The 17,900-nt window shown below is 55.6% G+C and carries 18 protein-coding genes and 1 tRNA gene; 9 read left to right on the top strand and 10 right to left on the bottom strand.

Going from position 1 to position 17,900, the window contains the following annotated elements; all coding sequences use genetic code 11:
* Positions 1-668: 668 nt before the first annotated feature.
* Both preA and ASB66_RS15085 read right to left on the bottom strand, forming a co-directional pair.
* On the bottom strand, positions 669-1,982 hold the full coding sequence (gene preA, locus ASB66_RS15090) for an NAD-dependent dihydropyrimidine dehydrogenase subunit PreA (RefSeq protein WP_060718106.1): 1,314 nt from the start codon (positions 1,980-1,982) through the stop codon (positions 669-671).
* A gap of 17 nt (positions 1,983-1,999) precedes the next feature.
* Positions 2,000-3,361 carry an NAD(P)-dependent oxidoreductase gene (locus ASB66_RS15085; protein ID WP_060718105.1) on the bottom strand — a complete coding sequence of 454 codons (1,362 nt, stop codon included), beginning with the start codon at positions 3,359-3,361 and terminating at the stop codon, positions 2,000-2,002.
* A 288-nt stretch (positions 3,362-3,649) separates the two neighbouring features.
* Here ASB66_RS15085 and ASB66_RS15080 point away from each other — a divergent pair, with 288 nt between their 5' ends.
* Together ASB66_RS15080 and ASB66_RS15075 are read left to right on the top strand one after the other, a co-directional pair.
* Positions 3,650-4,054, top strand: coding sequence for a DUF2325 domain-containing protein (locus ASB66_RS15080; RefSeq protein ID WP_015916881.1), 405 nt, complete (start codon positions 3,650-3,652; stop codon positions 4,052-4,054).
* 12 nt (positions 4,055-4,066) lie between these two features.
* A complete protein-coding gene (locus ASB66_RS15075) occupies positions 4,067-4,345 on the top strand; it encodes a hypothetical protein (protein ID WP_060718104.1) in 279 nt (92 codons plus the stop codon).
* Here the strand turns inward: ASB66_RS15075 and ASB66_RS15070 are convergent, their stop codons facing one another.
* From ASB66_RS15070 to ASB66_RS15055, 4 genes are all read right to left on the bottom strand, one after another.
* Entirely contained in the window at positions 4,346-4,711 is a 366-nt protein-coding gene (locus ASB66_RS15070; RefSeq protein WP_060718103.1) for a DUF423 domain-containing protein, read from the bottom strand.
* Positions 4,712-4,715: 4 nt separating this feature from the next.
* Positions 4,716-5,108 (bottom strand): group II truncated hemoglobin, encoded by a 393-nt coding sequence (locus ASB66_RS15065; protein WP_060718102.1) that lies wholly within the window; start codon positions 5,106-5,108, stop codon positions 4,716-4,718.
* A 395-nt stretch (positions 5,109-5,503) separates the two neighbouring features.
* A complete protein-coding gene (locus ASB66_RS26080; RefSeq protein WP_147274047.1) occupies positions 5,504-5,746 on the bottom strand; it encodes a hypothetical protein in 243 nt (80 codons plus the stop codon).
* Between the two features lie 203 nt (positions 5,747-5,949).
* Positions 5,950-6,591, bottom strand: a complete 642-nt coding sequence (locus ASB66_RS15055; RefSeq protein WP_060718100.1) for a hypothetical protein — start codon at positions 6,589-6,591, stop codon at positions 5,950-5,952.
* A gap of 337 nt (positions 6,592-6,928) precedes the next feature.
* On the opposite strand from ASB66_RS15055, the gene ASB66_RS15050 reads away from it, so the two are divergent.
* The gene (locus tag ASB66_RS15050; protein WP_060718099.1) at positions 6,929-7,495 is read left to right on the top strand and encodes a recombinase family protein; all 567 of its coding nucleotides are present in this window, start codon (positions 6,929-6,931) and stop codon (positions 7,493-7,495) included.
* 77 nt (positions 7,496-7,572) lie between these two features.
* Here ASB66_RS15050 and ASB66_RS15045 read toward each other — a convergent pair whose 3' ends face one another.
* Complete coding sequence (locus ASB66_RS15045; protein WP_060718463.1) at positions 7,573-8,502, bottom strand: alpha/beta hydrolase family protein; 930 nt, start codon at positions 8,500-8,502, stop codon at positions 7,573-7,575.
* 727 nt (positions 8,503-9,229) lie between these two features.
* On the opposite strand from ASB66_RS15045, the gene ASB66_RS15040 reads away from it, so the two are divergent.
* The 3 genes from ASB66_RS15040 to ASB66_RS15030 are packed head-to-tail and all read left to right on the top strand — an operon-like array spanning position 9,230 to position 12,425.
* Positions 9,230-10,639: a circularly permuted type 2 ATP-grasp protein gene (locus ASB66_RS15040; protein WP_060718098.1), complete on the top strand. Its 1,410-nt coding sequence runs from the start codon at positions 9,230-9,232 to the stop codon at positions 10,637-10,639.
* Positions 10,640-10,644: 5 nt separating this feature from the next.
* Positions 10,645-11,586 carry an alpha-E domain-containing protein gene (locus ASB66_RS15035; RefSeq protein WP_060718462.1) on the top strand — a complete coding sequence of 314 codons (942 nt, stop codon included), beginning with the start codon at positions 10,645-10,647 and terminating at the stop codon, positions 11,584-11,586.
* Between the two features lie 14 nt (positions 11,587-11,600).
* Positions 11,601-12,425, top strand: coding sequence for a transglutaminase family protein (locus tag ASB66_RS15030; RefSeq protein WP_060718097.1), 825 nt, complete (start codon positions 11,601-11,603; stop codon positions 12,423-12,425).
* 132 nt (positions 12,426-12,557) lie between these two features.
* Here the strand turns inward: ASB66_RS15030 and ASB66_RS15025 are convergent, their stop codons facing one another.
* Complete coding sequence (locus tag ASB66_RS15025) at positions 12,558-13,433, bottom strand: LysR family transcriptional regulator (RefSeq protein WP_060718096.1); 876 nt, start codon at positions 13,431-13,433, stop codon at positions 12,558-12,560.
* A 182-nt stretch (positions 13,434-13,615) separates the two neighbouring features.
* Between ASB66_RS15025 and ASB66_RS15020 the strand changes: the two genes are divergently transcribed.
* On the top strand, positions 13,616-14,578 hold the full coding sequence (locus ASB66_RS15020) for a quinone oxidoreductase family protein (RefSeq protein ID WP_060718095.1): 963 nt from the start codon (positions 13,616-13,618) through the stop codon (positions 14,576-14,578).
* 91 nt (positions 14,579-14,669) lie between these two features.
* A complete protein-coding gene (locus tag ASB66_RS15015) occupies positions 14,670-15,137 on the top strand; it encodes a hypothetical protein (RefSeq protein WP_060718094.1) in 468 nt (155 codons plus the stop codon).
* A 165-nt stretch (positions 15,138-15,302) separates the two neighbouring features.
* On the opposite strand, the gene ASB66_RS15010 is transcribed toward ASB66_RS15015, so the two are convergent.
* A complete protein-coding gene (locus ASB66_RS15010; RefSeq protein ID WP_060718093.1) occupies positions 15,303-15,776 on the bottom strand; it encodes a MarR family winged helix-turn-helix transcriptional regulator in 474 nt (157 codons plus the stop codon).
* A gap of 293 nt (positions 15,777-16,069) precedes the next feature.
* On the opposite strand from ASB66_RS15010, the gene ASB66_RS15005 reads away from it, so the two are divergent.
* A tRNA-Arg gene (locus ASB66_RS15005) sits at positions 16,070-16,146 on the top strand.
* Here ASB66_RS15005 and ASB66_RS15000 read toward each other — a convergent pair.
* Complete coding sequence (locus ASB66_RS15000) at positions 16,117-17,880, bottom strand: recombinase family protein (RefSeq protein WP_158544219.1); 1,764 nt, start codon at positions 17,878-17,880, stop codon at positions 16,117-16,119. The two genes, ASB66_RS15005 and ASB66_RS15000, sit on opposite strands and share 30 nt — an antisense overlap.
* Between the last annotated feature and the right edge of the window lie 20 nt (positions 17,881-17,900).

Raw genomic sequence — 17,900 nt, 5'->3', positions numbered from 1 at the left:
TGGATGATCTGGATAGATCTCTCTTCTTATTCAAATATACTTATGCAGGCTTGGCCATTTCATTGCAAAGTAATTCTCTGAAATTCCTCACTTTGGGTAAAAATATCGCATTCCGAAATTTTATCGAATTTTCAATTGGTGCTATCGATATTTTTTGTAAAAAATGAAAGTGCCGAAGAATTTAAAGTTATGATTTTGTTGAATTTAATCTAAGATATTCTGAAATATTTGGGGGAATTGCTCCAATGATCAATAGATAAAAACGGGCTTTCATGCAGTATATTCCACGCATATTGTATCATGTTATCTGGATGAAGTGCGATCCGCGATAAAGATGCAATGCGCTGTATGGATATTGTTGTCAATCACGGGATACAATAACGACTGCATCAGTTCATGAAAAAATTGAGAATTCCTGAATTTTCCGACCGAGTTTCGCAGGTTTTCTTTTGTTTTTATATTTCTAATATTTAAAAATACCGGATGCAATTCACACCCATCTTCATCATTTTTGTTCTGACATGCGTGGAAACTCGAAAAGACAAATGAAAAAAGCGAATGAGAGCCTGGCTGGTTAATCTGAACCTGACAGACTCTCATTCGCTGCCAATTAAGGCTTTGAGATATTCACAAAGGGAAGGCCAACGTCACTGCAATGACGGTTTGACTTATTCCGCTGCCTGCACCGCCATCGGATTGTTGGGATGCGTCGTCCAATTGGCATAGTTCGGATCGACTGGCTTGCCGGTGCGCTGGTCCAGCGTGCCGGGCTCCAGCCCGACCATGGTGATGCAGTTTTCGACCGGGCAGACATTGACGCAGAGATTGCAGCCGACGCATTCGTCTTCCATCACCTCGAACTTGCGCGCACCGTCGACAATGCTGGTGATCGCCTGGTGAGATGTGTCCTCGCAGGCGATGTGACAGCGTCCGCATTTGATGCAGGCATCCTGGTCGATCTGCGCCTTGGCGATATAGTTGAGGTTGAGATATTGCCAGTCGGTAACATTCGGCACCGCGCGACCACAGATGTCGTCCAGGCTCTGATGGCCCTTGGCATCCATCCAGTCGCTGAGGCCGGATATCATTTCCTGAACGATCTTGAAGCCATAGGTCATGGCGGCGGTGCAGACCTGCACATTGCCAGCGCCGAGTGCCAAAAACTCTGCCGCATCCCGCCAGGTGGTGATGCCGCCGATGCCTGAGATTGGCAGGCCGTAGGTTTCCGGGTCGCGGGCGATTTCCGCCACCATGTTCAGCGCAATCGGCTTGACCGCCGGGCCGCAATAGCCGCCATGGCTGCCCTTGCCGCCAACACTGGGGTTGGGTGCGAAACTGTCGAGATCGACCGAGACGATGGAATTGATGGTGTTGATCAGCGAGACCGCATCGGTGCCGCCTGCCTTTGCAGCGCGGGCTGGTTTGCGGATGTCGGTGATATTGGGTGTCAGCTTGGTGATGACGGGCATGCGGCTATATTGCTTGCACCAGCGCACCACCATTTCGATATATTCCGGCACCTGACCGACGGCGGCCCCCATGCCGCGTTCCGACATGCCGTGCGGACAGCCGAAATTCAGCTCAATGCCATCAGCCCCGGTTTCTTCCACCAGCGGCAGGATTGCTTTCCACTCTTCTTCCTCGCAAGGCACCATGATCGAGGCGATCAGGGCGCGGTCCGGCCAGTTCATCTTGACCATCTTCATTTCCTGAAGATTGACCTGCAAGGGCCGGTCGGTGATCAACTCGATATTGTTGAGACCCAGCAGGCGGCGGTCCGCCCCCCAGATGGCCCCGTAGCGCGGACCATTGACATTGACGACTGGCGGGCCTTCCGAGCCGAGGGTTTTCCACACTACGCCGCCCCAGCCCGCCTTGAAGGCGCGCTCGACATTATAGGCCTTGTCGGTCGGTGGCGCAGAGGCCAGCCAGAAGGGGTTGGGGGATTTGATGCCAACGAAATTATTTCTGATATCAGCCATGGTTCAATCCCTCCGGCTCAGGCGACGGCGCTGACGCCGGAGGCGTTCGCAGCAAGCGTCAGGTTGATGCTTTCAGCCGCGTCGCGGCCCATGGCAACGGCGGAAACCGTCAGGTCCTGGCCGCCGAAGGCGCAATCCCCGCCCGCCCAGACGCCGGGAAGTGATGTGCGACCCTCTGTATCCACGGCGATCTTGCCGCCTTGCATGGCAAGGCTGTCCTGGCCTTCCGCGTCGAGCTTCTGGCCGATGGCGACGAGGATCTGGTCGGCCTTGATCTCGGTGGTATGGCCGGTGCCCTTCATCAACCCGTTTTCCAGATGGGTATATTCAAAGCTGATCGAGGCGACATGGCCGCCGTGATGCGCAACCTCTTTCGGCTGGAGCCAATGGCGGATTTGCACGCCCTTGGAGGCGGCAAGATCCTGCTCATAATCCGAGGCGTTCATATGCTCCTTGCCCCGGCGGTAGCAGATGGTAACGTTTTCCGCGCCGAGCAGCTTGGCCTGCACGCCTGCGTCGATGGCGGTCATGCCGCCGCCGATGACAACGACATCGCGTCCGACAGGCACATCGCTTTTGGCGTCCGCCTGGCGCAGATGGGCGATGAACTCCACCGCATCCATCACGCCATTGGTATCGGCGCCGGGAATGGTCAACATGTTGACATTGCCTAGGCCGGTGCCGAGAAACACCGCATCGAACTTTGCCTGCAACTCGGCGAGGGTAAAGTCACGACCCAGCATCTGGCCATGCAGCACGTCGATATTGCCGATGGAGAGAATGTAATCCACTTCCGCCTGGGCATAGTCATCCGTGGTCTTGTAGGCGGCAATGCCATATTCGTTCAGCCCGCCCGCCTTGGGGCGGGTGTCATAGATGGTGACGGAATGGCCATGCATGGCCAGCCGATGCGCGCAAGCCAGACCGGCTGGACCCGCGCCGACAACGGCAATACTCTTTCCGGTCGAGGCGGCGGCTGTGTAGAATTGGTGGCCATGTTCAATGGCCAGATCGGTGGCATAGCGCTGCAAGCGGCCGATTTCCACCGGGCGTTCTTCGGCTGTGTTGCGCACGCAGGCCTCTTCGCAGAGCTGTTCGGTGGGACAGACGCGGGCGCACATGCCGCCCAGGATGTTCTGATCGAAAATCGTCTTGGCCGAGCCGGTCGGATTGCCCGTCGAAATCTGCCGGATGAACAGCGGAATGTCGATTGAGGTCGGACAGGCCGTCATACAGGGCGCGTCATAACAGAAATAGCAGCGGTCAGAGGCAACCAGCGCTTCATGGTCGCCCAGGCGCGGATGCAGGTCGGAGAAGTTTTTCACATAATCGGCAGCGTCAAGCCGCCCGGCCTTGAGGCCCGGTTCCAGTTTTCGCATCGCAGTTCCCTCTTTTTTGTTCGAAGCGATTGGGAAAATCGTAACGCAGGATAAAAAATTTATCAAACGGTAAAAATTGGAATATGCCGCAATGCCGCAAATCGTTCAAATCACTGATATTAAACGATTTTAATCGAATTTTGATGCCGTGCCTTGGCCCGCACGTCCTTCGGTAAAACATGATGAAAATCCTCCACTATATACTTTACTCTTTTACTCATGTTTTGTAGGGTGGTTGCACACACACGAGGATGGCAAGACGCCGCCGCCATACACAGGAGACGGTCCATGGCAAAACACAATGCGCCGAAAAAGAAGAAGCAGACGGATAAGCGGGCTGTCACCGCTGCCCCGGTTGATGACAAAGGCGGCCAGGCGGATATCAAGAGCTTCCTCTATGTCGGTGGGCGCGATTGCCAGGTGGCGCATCTGCGCCAGATCGCCACGAATTTCGGCGCTGAGCTGATCCACCACGATGGCGGATTGCGGGAAGCCGTTTCGCGCATCGACACCGTTTTGCCTTCGGTGGACTGCGTGTTCTGCCCGATCGACTGTATCAGCCATGATGCGTGTCTGCGGGTGAAGAGCGGCTGCAAGAAATTCGGCAAGACCTTCATTCCGCTGCGCAATGGCTCGAAATCCAGCCTGGAACGGGCGCTTCAGACGTTGAACGACCGCTCTGACAGCAATTGAGGAACATATTTCATGCATGACGGCAATGACGGCACCCTGATGATCGAGCTGCACAAGCTTGGCGACCAGGCGGGGGAAGGGCTGATCGGCGCTCTCTATGAGCGGCAGCAGGATGGCCGGGAGCGACACGTGGCGATGGCAGAGATTATCCGGCTGCCGGGCCTGCATGAACGCCCCGTTTCGCGCACCCAGCATTTGGCGCAGGGGTTGCGGCGCGACGCGGTGTCAGCCGAGGTGATCGATTTTCCACCGCCGCAATGGCACCGCAATGCGGCACGCCGCAACAACTGATCAGCTGCGCAGCAAAAACGCGCCGAGCGCCAACAGCGCCCAACCCACCATCATCGCAATACCGCCTGTCGGGGCTGCCATGGGAAACAGGCTCTGGCCAGTCCATTGCTTGACCGCGAGATCACCGGCAAACAGCAGCACGCCAAGGCCGATCACCAGGCCGGATAGCGTGGCAGTGCGAATCCGGTCACCGGCCAGATAAAGCCCCAGCAAGGCGGGGGCATGGGTGAGCGCAATTGAGGAGGCGGGGCCGAGCAGATTGCTGGCCCCTGTCACATGCGCCGCCGCTGCCGCCAGCCCAACGCCGCAGGCGCCGAACAGGCCGGACAAGATCAGCAGGAGAGGTCTCAATGCGCGCAGGCTCATGGCGCTATTCCTTGTTCTGCATATGATGGGCAAGCTTTTCAATCGGTGTCCAGATGATCTCGCGCAGCTTCTCATGGGCAATGGTCTCGTCCATGGCGCGGCGAAAACACAATAGCCACTCATCCCGCTCTTGGTGCCCGATCTCAGCCACAAAATGGCGACGCCGCAGCATGGGATGACCACGCTTTTGCATATAAACCGGCGGCCCGCCGAGATAGCCGGTGATATAATCGTAAAACTTCTCTTCGCTCTCGGTGAGATCAGCCGGATGGATCGCCCGGCAATGCGCCGCCTCCGGCAGCGTGTCCATCAACTGATAAAAGCGATGCACCAGCGCCTTCACGGTCGCATCGCCGCCGATCGCTTCATAAAGCGTGATGGTGTTCTCGTCACTCACATCCTGCCCTCGACTGTCATCACCTCTTTTGCCGGGTTTGACGGCGGGAGGCAACGGGCGAGGGCAGGATGTGGCGATGAGGCGCAGGGATTGGCCGTTATCTGCTCCGGTGATAGAATGGTGGCGTGGGTGCGTGGGTGATCGACGTTTGCAGAAAGCCGCCGTAAATATGGAGCGTCAGCACGGCGTTGGTCATAAAAAGGCATTTTCAGATTGGCATGATCCAATCTTCCTTCCGCATACCGGTGGTGGATGGCAAACGGTCGTTCTGTTACAGGCGGGGTTGTGTGGTTCGGCGGCTATTACCGCCGAACCTTGCTCGGCCGGCACATCTACGAATGAGCGACTGGTTCGTCCGTACGCCTGTGGATCAGGCGCGGGCTGGTCCTCCTCGGCTATCCGACGATTGGGACATTAGTGATTTCCAAGTCGGCCCCATTAGCCGAAACGACATACAAGATATTGTCCTGCGGGTTTTGGATGGTGGTCGACCTGAAGCCATTGGCCGTGATCGTGACGGATGCGGGAGAGATACCCGTTGCGTCAGGCTCGAGGGCAACGGCTGCCGGTGGCGCGGCAGTTGCAACGGCATTGACGATGACATTGGCGAGACTGTCGTCTCTTTGGACATGGATCATAATGACTCCTGAGGAATGAGTGGCGGAGTGCGGACGCTTGCGTCCGGCGGCTTCCGGCATGCGTTGAAGCAGGGTAGTGAATATTGTGATCAACAGGCGGCCAGCACTCAAGCGTGTGAATGCTGACCGCCGACGCTCAGCCGCAAAGGAGAGCCTTGGTGGCTTGGTGGGAAGGCGGCCTTTGCGGCTCAGCGTGTCGGGGATCACACCTGGCCGAAGATGCCGTGGATCGGATCGTATTTCAGGGCGATGTCGGTGACGCTGCCGCCGAACTTGGCGACGCTTGGGGTGCCAGCGATTTCCGTGATGATCGTCTGGCTTTGGAATTCGGCCTGCAGCCAGACATAGACATAGGTGAAGGGCGTCATACGGATCGACTGCGTGGCGAGCACCGTTTGGGCCGAGATCGGCTTGCGCTCATGCAGCTTCTTGTTAACCAGGGCGTCCTGAGCCAGACCGAAGGTCAGGGACGAATAGCGGTCGTAGTCCATGCTGTTGATCGCCGCAAAAGTGCCGGTGTTGACAGCAAGTGCGCTGTTGTTTTTCCGGAACGGGCCGAAGATGTTGTTGTTGGTGAGTTCGTAATAGCCGCCATCCAGCGCCGGGCCTGGCGATACTTCGCTCAGTTTATTGATAGAAACGCCATGTTCAACGCTGTCGGTCGAAGCATAGATCCAGTAGTTTTCTTCCCATTCGATGGTTGTGACTTGAAAGGGGTCGATATCGACCCAGATCACGTTTGGAGCGCCATTGCCGACCGGCTTGGCAATCGCCACACGCTGCCCTGCGTCCTTGATCAGGCTCAAAACATCGGTATCGAATTCGAGAGACAGAGAATATTGCATATTTTCTAAATCCTTGGTTGGTGGTCATGTGATGCTCTCGGACGTTTTCTCCGTCTCGAAAGCGTTCCCATTTGCAATCCGATACATAAAAAATGCAACCCCAGGATACTTTAATATTATATACAACTAAATAGAAAATTGTTTGCGTTCTACTTTTAATGCTCAATTCTCCGCTGTTGCTTGCCAGAAAAAAAACACCAAAAATGAGCACCTTAAGGTCGTTTTTTGTATTGAATGCGCCCATTAGTTGTGCTTAAAAGGGAACCGTTATGATACACTTATTGTTGATCTGAACTTTGAGACTTTAAAAATCATCTTTTATGAGTGTTTTTGCCTGATGCGTATTGGTTATGCTCGCGTCTCCACCAGTGATCAAAATCTTGATCTTCAACTCCAGGCGTTGGCGCAGGCGGGATGTGAGAGGATTTTTTCGGATCAGGGGCTCTCCGGTGCCACGCGGCAAAGGCCGGGTTTGATGGAGGCGCTTGCTGCGCTCAAACCAGGCGATACGCTGGTGATCTGGCGCCTTGACCGATTGGGGCGCTCTTTGTCGCATCTGATCGAGATGGTCACGGAACTTGGAGAGCGGAAAATCGGCCTCTATTCCGTCAACGAATGTATCGATACGGCTTCGGCTGGCGGCGTTCTGATTTTCCACATCATGGGTGCCCTCGCACAGTTCGAGCGCAGTTTGATTTCCGAGCGAACGCGGGCGGGCATGTCAGCCGCACGGCAGCGCGGCAGCGCCATAGGGCGGCCCGTCAAGCTGACGACGCAGGATGTGGAGGTGGCGCGTGGTGCCATTCACGGTGGATCTGTCACCGTCCAGGGAGCGGCACGCGATATGGGTATTAGTCGTGCCACGCTTTATCGCGCACTTAGACGCAAGAGCGCCTTTCAGTGAAGGCTGTGTCGCGGTTTGAAGCCGCTGCGCAATTTCCTATTAGATCGCTTCCGATCTATGGACTTGCGCAACAGGCGTCACGCTGCGACCTGATGGAAAAACCGCATGCTGGCTTCCACCGCATGGGGGATTTCGCTGGTGTGATTGCCTTCCACCTGTTCCGACGAGATGATGGCGTTGGCGGCCCGGGCGCGCTTTATAAGCAGGGCCGCATTGTCCTCAAAACTGGTTTCGGTTTCGGCGTGCAGCAGTTTTATCGGGCATTTGAAGCTGTGGGCGTAGCAGACCGCGCTGCGCACCTCAAATTCATGTGGGCGGCTGTCGTCGAAGCGAATATCCTCGGGGTAGCGCTTGAAAAACCGGAAAGCGTTGGGATTGCCGGAAATCGGCACGGCGGCGCGGAAGCGGTGGGTGCTCATTGAGGCCAGCATGGCCAGCGTGCCACCGATGCTGTGACCGGCCAGAAACACCCGTTCTCGGTCGACACCGGGCAGGTGGGAAAGCCGATCGGCTGCCGCCAGCACGTCATCCACTTCGTCGTAGAAACCGGAGAAAATCCCCATCTGGCCGTTTTCACCGCGCATGGAGGGCATCATCACCACATAGCCAGCGTCCGCATAGCCTTTCAGCGGTTCCCACTGGCCAGCCCCCATGGCATTGCCGCCATGCAGGAACAACACGGCAGGCTTCAGCTTGCGCTCGCGCTTATAGGTGGACACCCAGGCGGCCAGGGTCAGTTCACCGCCACGCCCTGAACGGTAGAAAATCCGGTTGGCGCCCGCAGGCGCGGTCAAGGGCTCATATTTGTCGGGGGCAGGGCCTTTTTGCAGCAACCGGGTGCGAAACCGCTCGCGCATTTTCATATAGTCATGGTGCAGCAGGCGTGGCTCAACGGGAACGTCAAAAGCATGTGCAAAAGACGGTGCCGCCAGTGTGGCCGCCATGCCGCCAAGCAATCCGCGCCGCGTCAGTATTGCTTGTTTGCCTGACGCGTCGTCATATCCCATGCCGAATTCCTTCATACCATTTATGCCCCTGCCGTTTTCATCCATGCAATGCGCACCTGTCTTTTATGTGTCGGACCCGTTACGCAAACTCTTCAAATTCCGCAGTCGTTATGACCTTCACAACCGTTTCTGAATGCATCCTGTCTGCGACATGCGCGGGATAGCTTATCGATGTTTCTGCAACGCGATTGGTCGTGATTCGAATATTCCTGACGCTAGCGCATAAACCGTCAAACCGGAATCGGTTCAACACGACAATTATGTGCATCTACAATGGCAAATCGGCAGCCCGGTTGTCTGGTATGGTGGCGATGGTTTATCGTGTCTGTATACAGCTTTTCCGCCAAGACAAGTTTTGTTGACTTGAATATAGAGCAGCCACTAGCCTGGAAAAGGGGCGGCATCACGGCTTCATCAGTTCTGATGTGAGGCGAGGACAGCGCGCCAGTTCCTCTATCGTTTTCCCTTTTGCTGATGGTTTCAACATTCAGACATGGTGGTGGGGAAACCCGAAGGGGCTGCTTATAAATCTTGCAGTTGCATCGAATTTATGCGCGCTGTCGCCGGCGCCTGAAGCGAGGTTGGTCACAGCGCTGGCGAACGCCCAGTTTTTTGGCTTTTTTCGCAGGATTTTGGCGGATCGAAATATTTCATTCAAATTGAGCACGCTTCTTGCATTGTAAAAGGCACTGTATTCATATGGCTAAAACAAACGGGGATAGCGCCATTGGCATTTGATGAAATGATTACGGCGGACGGCAGCCCGCGCGGACCGTACCAGAAATATTTTGACTGGTATTCGAGTCAGGACCCCAAGCATCTGATCGCAAAATCGCGGGATGCGGAAACCATCTTCAGAAAGACCGGCATTACATTCGCCGTTTACGGTCACGAGGATTCCTCGGAAAAATTGATTCCCTTCGATCTCATTCCCCGGATCATTTCCGGCCAGGAATGGCGAAAGCTTGCCCAGGGTATCGAGCAGCGCGTTCTGGCGCTGAATGCCTTTCTGGACGACATCTATCATAAGCAGGAAATCATCAAGGCTGGCCGCATCCCCCGCGAGCTGATCGAGAACAATGTCGCCTTCCTGCCGGAAATGATCGGTTTCCGTCCGCCGGGCGGCGTCTATACCCATATCGTCGGCACCGACATCGTGCGGACCGGCGAGGGCGAGTTCTATGTGCTGGAGGATAATGCCCGCACGCCGTCCGGTGTCAGCTATATGCTGGAAAACCGCGAAACCATGATGCAGATGTTTCCCGAACTGTTCCAGCTGAACAAGGTGCAACGGGTCGAGGACTATCCCTATCTGCTGCGCCAGTCGCTGGCGTCGCTGGCGCCTCCCGGCTGCAAGGGTAAGCCGCGCGTTGCGGTGCTGACGCCGGGCATCTACAATTCCGCCTATTACGAACATTCTTTCCTGGCCGACATGATGGGTGTCGAACTGGTGGAAGGCTCCGACCTGCGCGTCATCGACGGCAAGGTGAAGATGCGCACCACCCGTGGCTATGAGGCCATTGATGTGCTCTATCGCCGCGTCGATGATGATTTCCTCGATCCGCTGACCTTCCGCCCGGATTCGGCGCTGGGCGTGCCTGGCATCATGGACGTTTACCGCGCCGGTAATATCACCATTGCCAATGCGCCCGGCACCGGCATTTCCGACGACAAGGCGATCTATTCCTACATGCCTGAAATCGTCGAGTTCTATACCGGCCGCAAGGCGATTCTGGAAAACGTGCCGACCTGGCGCTGTTCGGAAGCCGATAGCCTGGCCTATGTGCTGGAGCATCTGGAAGAACTGGTTGTCAAGGAAGTGCATGGTTCCGGTGGCTACGGCATGCTGGTCGGCCCTACCGCCAGCAAGAAGGAGCGGGCGCTGTTTGCCGAAAAGCTGAAGACCCGCCCCAGCAATTACATTGCCCAGCCGACCCTGTCGCTCTCGACCGTACCGATCCTGGTCAACAAGGGCATTGCGCCCCGGCATGTCGATCTTCGTCCCTATGTGCTCGTCTCCGACAAGGTGCAGATCATTCCTGGCGGCTTGACCCGCGTGGCCCTGAAGCAGGGTTCGCTGGTGGTCAATTCCAGCCAGGGCGGCGGCACCAAGGATACATGGGTATTGGAGGACTGATGGTCATGCTGGGAAGAACTGCAAATGGCCTCTACTGGATGTTTCGCTATATCGAGCGGGCTGAAAACATTGCGCGTCTGGTGGATGCGGGGCTGCGCGTCTCGCTGACCCGGTCCGGCGCCACTGACGATGATTGGGCCGGCGTGCTGCAAAGCGCCGACGTACTGGATATTTTCCTGGAAGCCCATCCGAAAGTGACGGCGGCCGACGCCATCGATTTTCTGTTGCGCGATACGGCCAATCCGTCCAGCGTGATGTCCTGCATCGACAGCGCCCGCAACAATGCCCGCATGGTGCGCACCGCGCTGACCCGGGAAACCTGGGAAGCCACGAACGAATGCTGGATCGAGCTGAAGCAGCTTCTGTCGCGTAAGCTGAAATCCGCCGACCTGCCGGAAACCATCGATACGGTGAAGCGGCGGGCGGGCCTGATCCGGGGTGCATTTCATGGCTCGATGCTGCGCAACGAGATCTATAATTTTGCCCGGATCGGCACATTTATTGAGCGGGCGGATAATACCAGCCGTATTCTCGATGTGAAATATTACGTGCTGCTGCCATCGATAAACCAGGTTGGTTCCTCGCTGGACAATATCCAGTGGGAATCGATCCTGCGCTCGGTTTCGGCGCATCGATCGTACCGCTGGGTCTATGACGGCGACTATCTTGCCGCCAATATTGCCGATTTCCTGATCATCAACGGTCAGATGCCGCGGTCTCTGGCCTATTGCTATGAGAAGATCGTCAGTAATCTCGGCTATATCGGCAAGGAATATGGCGAGCGGCTGCCTGCCCATGAAACAGCCGATAGCATTCGTGCGTCGCTGCGCTCCAGTAATATCACCCGGATCATGGATCAGGGCCTGCACGAGTTTCTCGATAGTTTCATTTCCCAAAACAACCGGCTGGGGCATGAGATTAACGAGGGCTACCGATTCTACAGTTGAGCGGGGCACAAGCGATGCGTCTGAAAATCAATCATGTGACGGAATACAGCTATGACGAGCCGGTGCAGTTCTCGCTCCAGCGGCTCAGGCTGACCCCGATCGAAAACCCTGGCCTGCATGTGCTGTCCTGGACGATCGTGGTGGACGGCGCCAATGTCGAAGCCGGGTTCAACGACCAGTTCGGCAATCACACCCATCTGGTGTCCTTTGAAGGGGATGCCAAGTCCGTGCGGATCGTTGCCTCGGGAGAGGTGAAGACCGAGGATCGCGCTGGCGTGTTCGGTGCCCATACCGGCTATGTGCCCCTTTGGCTCTATCTGCGCGATACGCCGCGCACCAAGGCCGGAAAGCTGGTGCGCGATCTGGTCAAAAGCCTTGCGGGCGACAACGAACTGGCCAGGATGCACGACCTGATGGCGCGCGTGCATAGCCAAGTGCGCTATGAGACAGGCGCGACCACGACGGAAACCACCGCCGAGCAGGCATTGGAGGCGGGGACGGGCGTTTGCCAGGACCACGCCCATGTGATGATTTCCGCAGCACGGCTGATGAACCTGCCCGCCCGCTATATTTCCGGCTATCTGATGATGGATGGTGTCGAACAGCAGACGGCAACCCATGCCTGGGCGGAAATACATCTGCCGTCGCTCGGCTGGGTCGGCTTCGATGCCGCCAACAATGTCTGCCCGGACGCGCGCTATGTGCGGCTTGCCTCTGGTCTGTCTTACGCCGACGCAGCACCAGTTTCCGGCATGCGCATTGGCCTGGCGGGCGAAGACATGTCCGTGACTGTCAGCGTTGCGGAAACCGGTCAAAGTCAGTCGCAGAGCCAGGGGTGAAGGCTGGAACTGCCGTTGCTTGCGGTCGGAGACTTTCTATACAGCGCCGTGCGTTTTATAAACGTGCGGCGCTGTAATGCTTTAAGTTTGCTGGATAATTTTCTCCTTAAAACCATTCCGCTTTCGAATGTCTCAGGCCTCTGATGCATGTGGTAATTCGAGATTGGGCGTGACGGCGAGCATGCCAATCAGGAAATCCAGCACGACCCGCACCCGTGGTGCGTGGCGAATATCGTCATGCACCACCATCCATAATTCGCGCCGTGGCGGCGTGAGCTGGCTGGGACATTTCCTGAGACGCACATCAGTATATCCAAGATAATCCGGCAACAGCGCCACGCCGAGGCCGGCGGCGGCAGCCTGCACCTGGCTCGCGGCATCACTGCATCGCAACGCGATGGTTCTCGATCCGATATGCTGCATCAACCAGCTCTGTTGCGGCAAAATATCATCCGCCTGAAGGTAGGTGATAAATTCCCAGTCATCCTCCGCGATGTCATAGGTGTGGCTTGCGAAAAAGAAGAAAGGGATATCGCGGAGTTTGCGGGTGACAAGTCCGTTCGAAAGCGGGCGCGACAACCGCAGTGCAATATCCGCTTCGCGCCGATTGAGATTTGCAAAATCCTTGTCACTCGACATCGTGATTTCGATTTCAGGATACTGACGATGCAGGGAAACCAGTTTCGGTGCCAGCAAGAGCGATGCGAGCCCGGGTGGCGCGGAAATATGCACAGGTCCCGCCAATGCTGCACCGCCGCCTGCCGCCGCCCGTTCGACGCTGGCCATTGCTTCTTCGAAAGGTAGTCCCAAGGTCGCCAGCTCATGACCCTCTGCCGTCAGACGGACTTCTCTTGCCAGCCGCTCCACCAGCTTTATACCGAGATCCACCTCCAATGCGGCAACCCTCCGGCCAACAGTGGTGTGATCGACGTGAAGCAGGCGTGCTGCCCGTGAGAAGCTACCCGTTTTGGCGAGGGTCAGGAAGCATCGATAATCATCCCAGTTCACTTGTGCGTTTCTCCACATCTACTGTGCGGAAATATGCACTATCGCACATGAGCCTGCCAGATGTACCAATGCAAAAAGATGCAAATGCACCTCGCCTTGAGATGTCTGAAAATGGAATACCAAAATGCTTGGCAAAAAGCCTTGGTATGACAGCGAGGCTGCGACACACAGGGAGTGAGCCGATGACTTTGGTCATGGAATTTAAATATCCTGGCGCAGCGGATGTTTTGCAGCCGGTTTCGCGTCACATAGTTGCTCTCAAGCCAGGTGAAATTCGCCTGCGGCAGACGGTGATTGGTGTCAATTATATCGACATCTATCACCGGAGCGGCGCCTATCCTTTGCCCTTGTCGGCGGTGCCGGGCGTTGAAGCCTTGGGCGTGGTTGAAGAGGTGGCCGATGACGTTGCCGATTTCCAGGTTGGCGACAGGGTGATCTATGCAGGATTGCCAGCCGGCAGCTATGCGGTTAGCAGGATCATTCCGGCCTTCATGGCGGTAAAGCCGCCTGCGGAGCTTGATGACGAGATTCTCGGTGGATCGTTTCTGCGTGGATTGACCGCGCATATGCTGCTTGAAACCGTTGGACACGTGTTGCCGGGGCAGCTGGTTCTGGTTCACGCCGCCGCAGGCGGGCTTGGCCTGATCCTGACGCAATGGGCGAAGAAGAAGGGCGCAAAAGTTATCGGCACTGTCGGGTCGCAGGCAAAGGCCGATCTCGCGACACAACACGGCCTCGACCATGCTGTCCTTTACAAACAAAGCGATTTTGTCGATGCGACATTGGGACTGACGAAGGGCCGGGGCGTTGATCTGGTCATCGATGGTGTGGGTGGCGACACCCTTGCCGGAAGCCTGCGCGCCGTGCGTGCTTTCGGACTGGTGGCATCTATCGGGCAAACTGCAGGCGCCTTGCCTCTCATCGATCCGATGAGCCTTGTCAATCGATCGCTCATTCGGGCGAGCATCATTTCTCTCCTTGCCGATCGGGATGCATACCGGCGAGCAGCCGAAGCGTGGTTCGAGATGCTGAAAACCGGCTTCAGCCTGCCGGACGGCGCGCGCTATTCCTTGGCGCAAGCGGCGCAGGCTCATGCCGACCTGGAGGAAGGACGAACCTCGGGCTCTGTCAGGCTGATCGTTTAGCTTTTAACCCTGTTGTCGCGCCGGCTTTTGGAAACTAATTCCGGTTTTGTCCGTTGTGCTGTAGAGTTCTTGGCAAATCAGGACAGGCGCGATGTTGTTTGGACAATCGATCTTTCAATCCGTCGTCGAGCGGCTTTCCAATGAAGAGGCGGAAAAGGCCGAACTTGAGGGTGAGGCCAATCACTACCGCGTCTCCGGATTGAACACCGGCTTCGTTCAGGAAAACAGCGACGTGCCACAAGCCGCCGCGGCGTGGGCGCAAGAGCAATATCTTGAGCTGATGCCCGATGAGCAACCTGTTTCCGAGGTGGATTTGGCCGAGGAAGAGGTGGCTCCCCCTGAAATGCCTGCTTACCTCGCACGTCTTGCGCCGGAGGAAGTCGCGGAGGATCTGGGTATTGCTGATAATGACAAGGCTTCAAGCTTGAAAGCCAAGCGGAGAGCGTTTGCACAGCTCAATCACCCGGATCTGGTTCATCCATTATTTGCGGAGGCTGCCCATACCCGGATGACCATTGCCAATCAATTGATAGATCAGGCGCTGAAGGCAAGATCTTGAAAATCCGGGTGTAGGAGAAAGATTTTGTTCGTCGGGCCGAACAGGCGATAGCCGCAATATTCATGCAAAAAATGAAACGGGCATTCCGAAAGATAGACGATTTCGTTGGATTTCACTGCGATAACTCAGGTCCGGATATAACTCCGGACCTGATGATGATCGATATTACTCAGAAATAGACTTCAGCAATTCAATCAGCTGATCGCGTTTTTCCGATCCGCCGAGGCGACCAACAAATTTTTCCTCGTGCTCACGCCACTTCGGCAAAAGCTCTTCGAGAAATGCCGAGCCCTTGGACGTCAGGTGAAGAAAATAGACGCGGCGGTCCGTATCCGAGCGACGGCGCTCGATAAGGCCCTTGTCTTCCAAGCCATCGACGATCGCCACGAAATTGGCCCGCTGGATTGCCAGCGTCGAGGCAACGTCGCTTTGCTTCATACCGGAATTACCGGCAATGATCGACAGAACGGAAAAATCAGCTGGCCGTATATCATGGCCGCCGAGAACATCCTGGAAGTCCTGAAGAATGGCCAGTTGCGCGCGCCTGACGCGAAAGCCGAGTGAATAGGCTAGCCCGGAATAATCGACAACCCCTTGTCGAACACCGGCGCCCTCACCAATAAAATGTTGATTGCTCATGCCCCTAGACTACAAACCTCCCGTGACCAATGCCCGATCCCACAATCCGGCATGTTCCGACTCTCAATGACAATTCATCTTTACCCTTCTTAACATATAGGTACAAGATAATTCTTCAATTGAATGATTTCCCCCTGAAACAATATAGGTATAAAACAGCTATATCCACAATCTCTTATTTTAGAGGCGCCTTTTCGGCAGGCAGGCTTCTGTGGATCGAACACAAATTCACCATTGATGCGGCCGTCAGACTAGGCTATGTACCGCTTCGCACCACAAGTGCTCATCTGAACGCACCCGTAGCTCAGCTGGATAGAGTGTTGGATTCCGATTCCAAAGGTCACAGGTTCGAATCCTGTCGGGTGCACCAATTGCGTTTATATCTGCGAACCGCGTTTTCGCTGCCTAATCCGACATTGATATTGGCTTCGCGGGTAATCTCACCTTTCAGATCAGATAGCCTGCCAGCGATGCTGATGTCGTCGCTGCCTACTTCTACGCGGGCAACTACTGCAGCAAGATAACTTTTCATGCTGGCTCGGTTCGATTTCCGCAGCCGCTTAATGATCAAATTCGAAAACCAGTTGATTTGCTGCTCGGTGATCGAGACATCGTTTCCCCCGCTCGCCATCAGCACTTTCAAACCGTTCCGGTGTCGAGTCAGGTCACGTTCTAATTCTGCCAGCTTGCTGAGCAAAATCGGTTCGCTTCCAAGGGATTCGGAACTGGCGACAGCAGCCAATAGGTTTCTATACGCGCGCTCTGAGGCTTCCAATTCAACTCGAATTTCATTCGCGCGCTCCTCACCGCGTCTCCCGGCTACCGCAATCTTTTCGTTCATCGAATCGAGAATGCCGCGCAGCCTATCTGGCACGAGCACATTCGCGATGACCGCCTCCACCACGAAGTCATCTAGTTGCTGTTCCGGCACGGTTGCCCCGTTACAAGTATTACGACCCTGTTTTGCAACGCGGGAGCAGTGATAGTATCTATAAATCGCTCCCGAGCGGCCCGTGCCTGTGCGGAGTGTCATCGTTGCCCCGCATTCACAGTGCACGAGCCCAGATAGCAAGAGCGGACTACTCACTGTCTTCGCTGCTCCCTTACGAGGATTTTTCGAGCGGAGCAGCTTCTGCAATTCGGCGAACTCATCAGGTGTGATGATTGGCGGCACCGGAATTTCTACAATCTCAGCGGCTACCGGCGTCCATCGTTTGGCCTTGGCGTTTTGGTTATATACTTTTCTTCCCATATAAATGGGGTTGGTCAGCATTGAATGTATGTTGTTGGTCGAGAATGGCGCGCCTGACCGAGTGCGGTAGCCCGCGCTATTGAGGTAGTTGACGATGGCTTTGATGCCGAGCGCAGGACCGTCGCCATTGCCATACAGAGCAAGCTGGAATATTTTCGCTGCTAGCGGCCTCTCATTCTCGTCGACTACGACGCGTTTTCGTCGCGGATTAAGCTCGTCAGCTTGCAACGTATAGCCTAGTGGCTGGACACCTCCGACGGCGTATCCTTCTTTTGCCATCGCCGTCATGGTTCTGGTTACATCGGTCGAAGTTCGCCTGGAATGATACTCGTCGAATACAGCTGTCGTTGTTTCTGCGATAAATCCACCCGTATCATTAGAAAATTGCTGCGTCAGACTGACGACTTCAACGCCATTTTCGTACAGTTGATTCGTAACGCGATTGTAGTCCTCGACGTTGCGAGCAAATCTGCTGATAGAGTGAACGATTATTTTTTGGACCGGCTTTGATGAATCCAGAGCCTCGGCAATCATCAACTGAAACTGAGGCCGATCCGCAGTTTTAGCAGAAACCCCCGCCTCGATAAACGTTTTACGAACCGTCCATCCGTTCTCAGCTGCGCGCGCTTTGGCCTGACGCTCCTGATCAGGTATGGAGAGATCGCTTTTAACACTCTTATTGTCGGAAACTCGGCAATAGATAAAAACGGCGGGATTGGTCGTGCTCTCGATAGAGGGTCGCGAGCTTGGCGCTTCGATTTGTTGTCGCCTCGCCTCTACCGAAAGGCGTTTTGAGGAACTGCTATCCGACGACGAATTTTCGCTTTGTCGAATACGTTTTTTTCTAGACATGCCAATCAACCTTTTGGTGA

The organism is Gillisella vitis, assembly GCF_001541345.2.
In the GTDB taxonomy this organism is placed as follows: domain Bacteria; phylum Pseudomonadota; class Alphaproteobacteria; order Rhizobiales; family Rhizobiaceae; genus Allorhizobium; species Allorhizobium vitis.
Note: the sequence above shows the minus strand (reverse complement) of the source record. Positions and strands in the feature narration are given on the sequence as shown.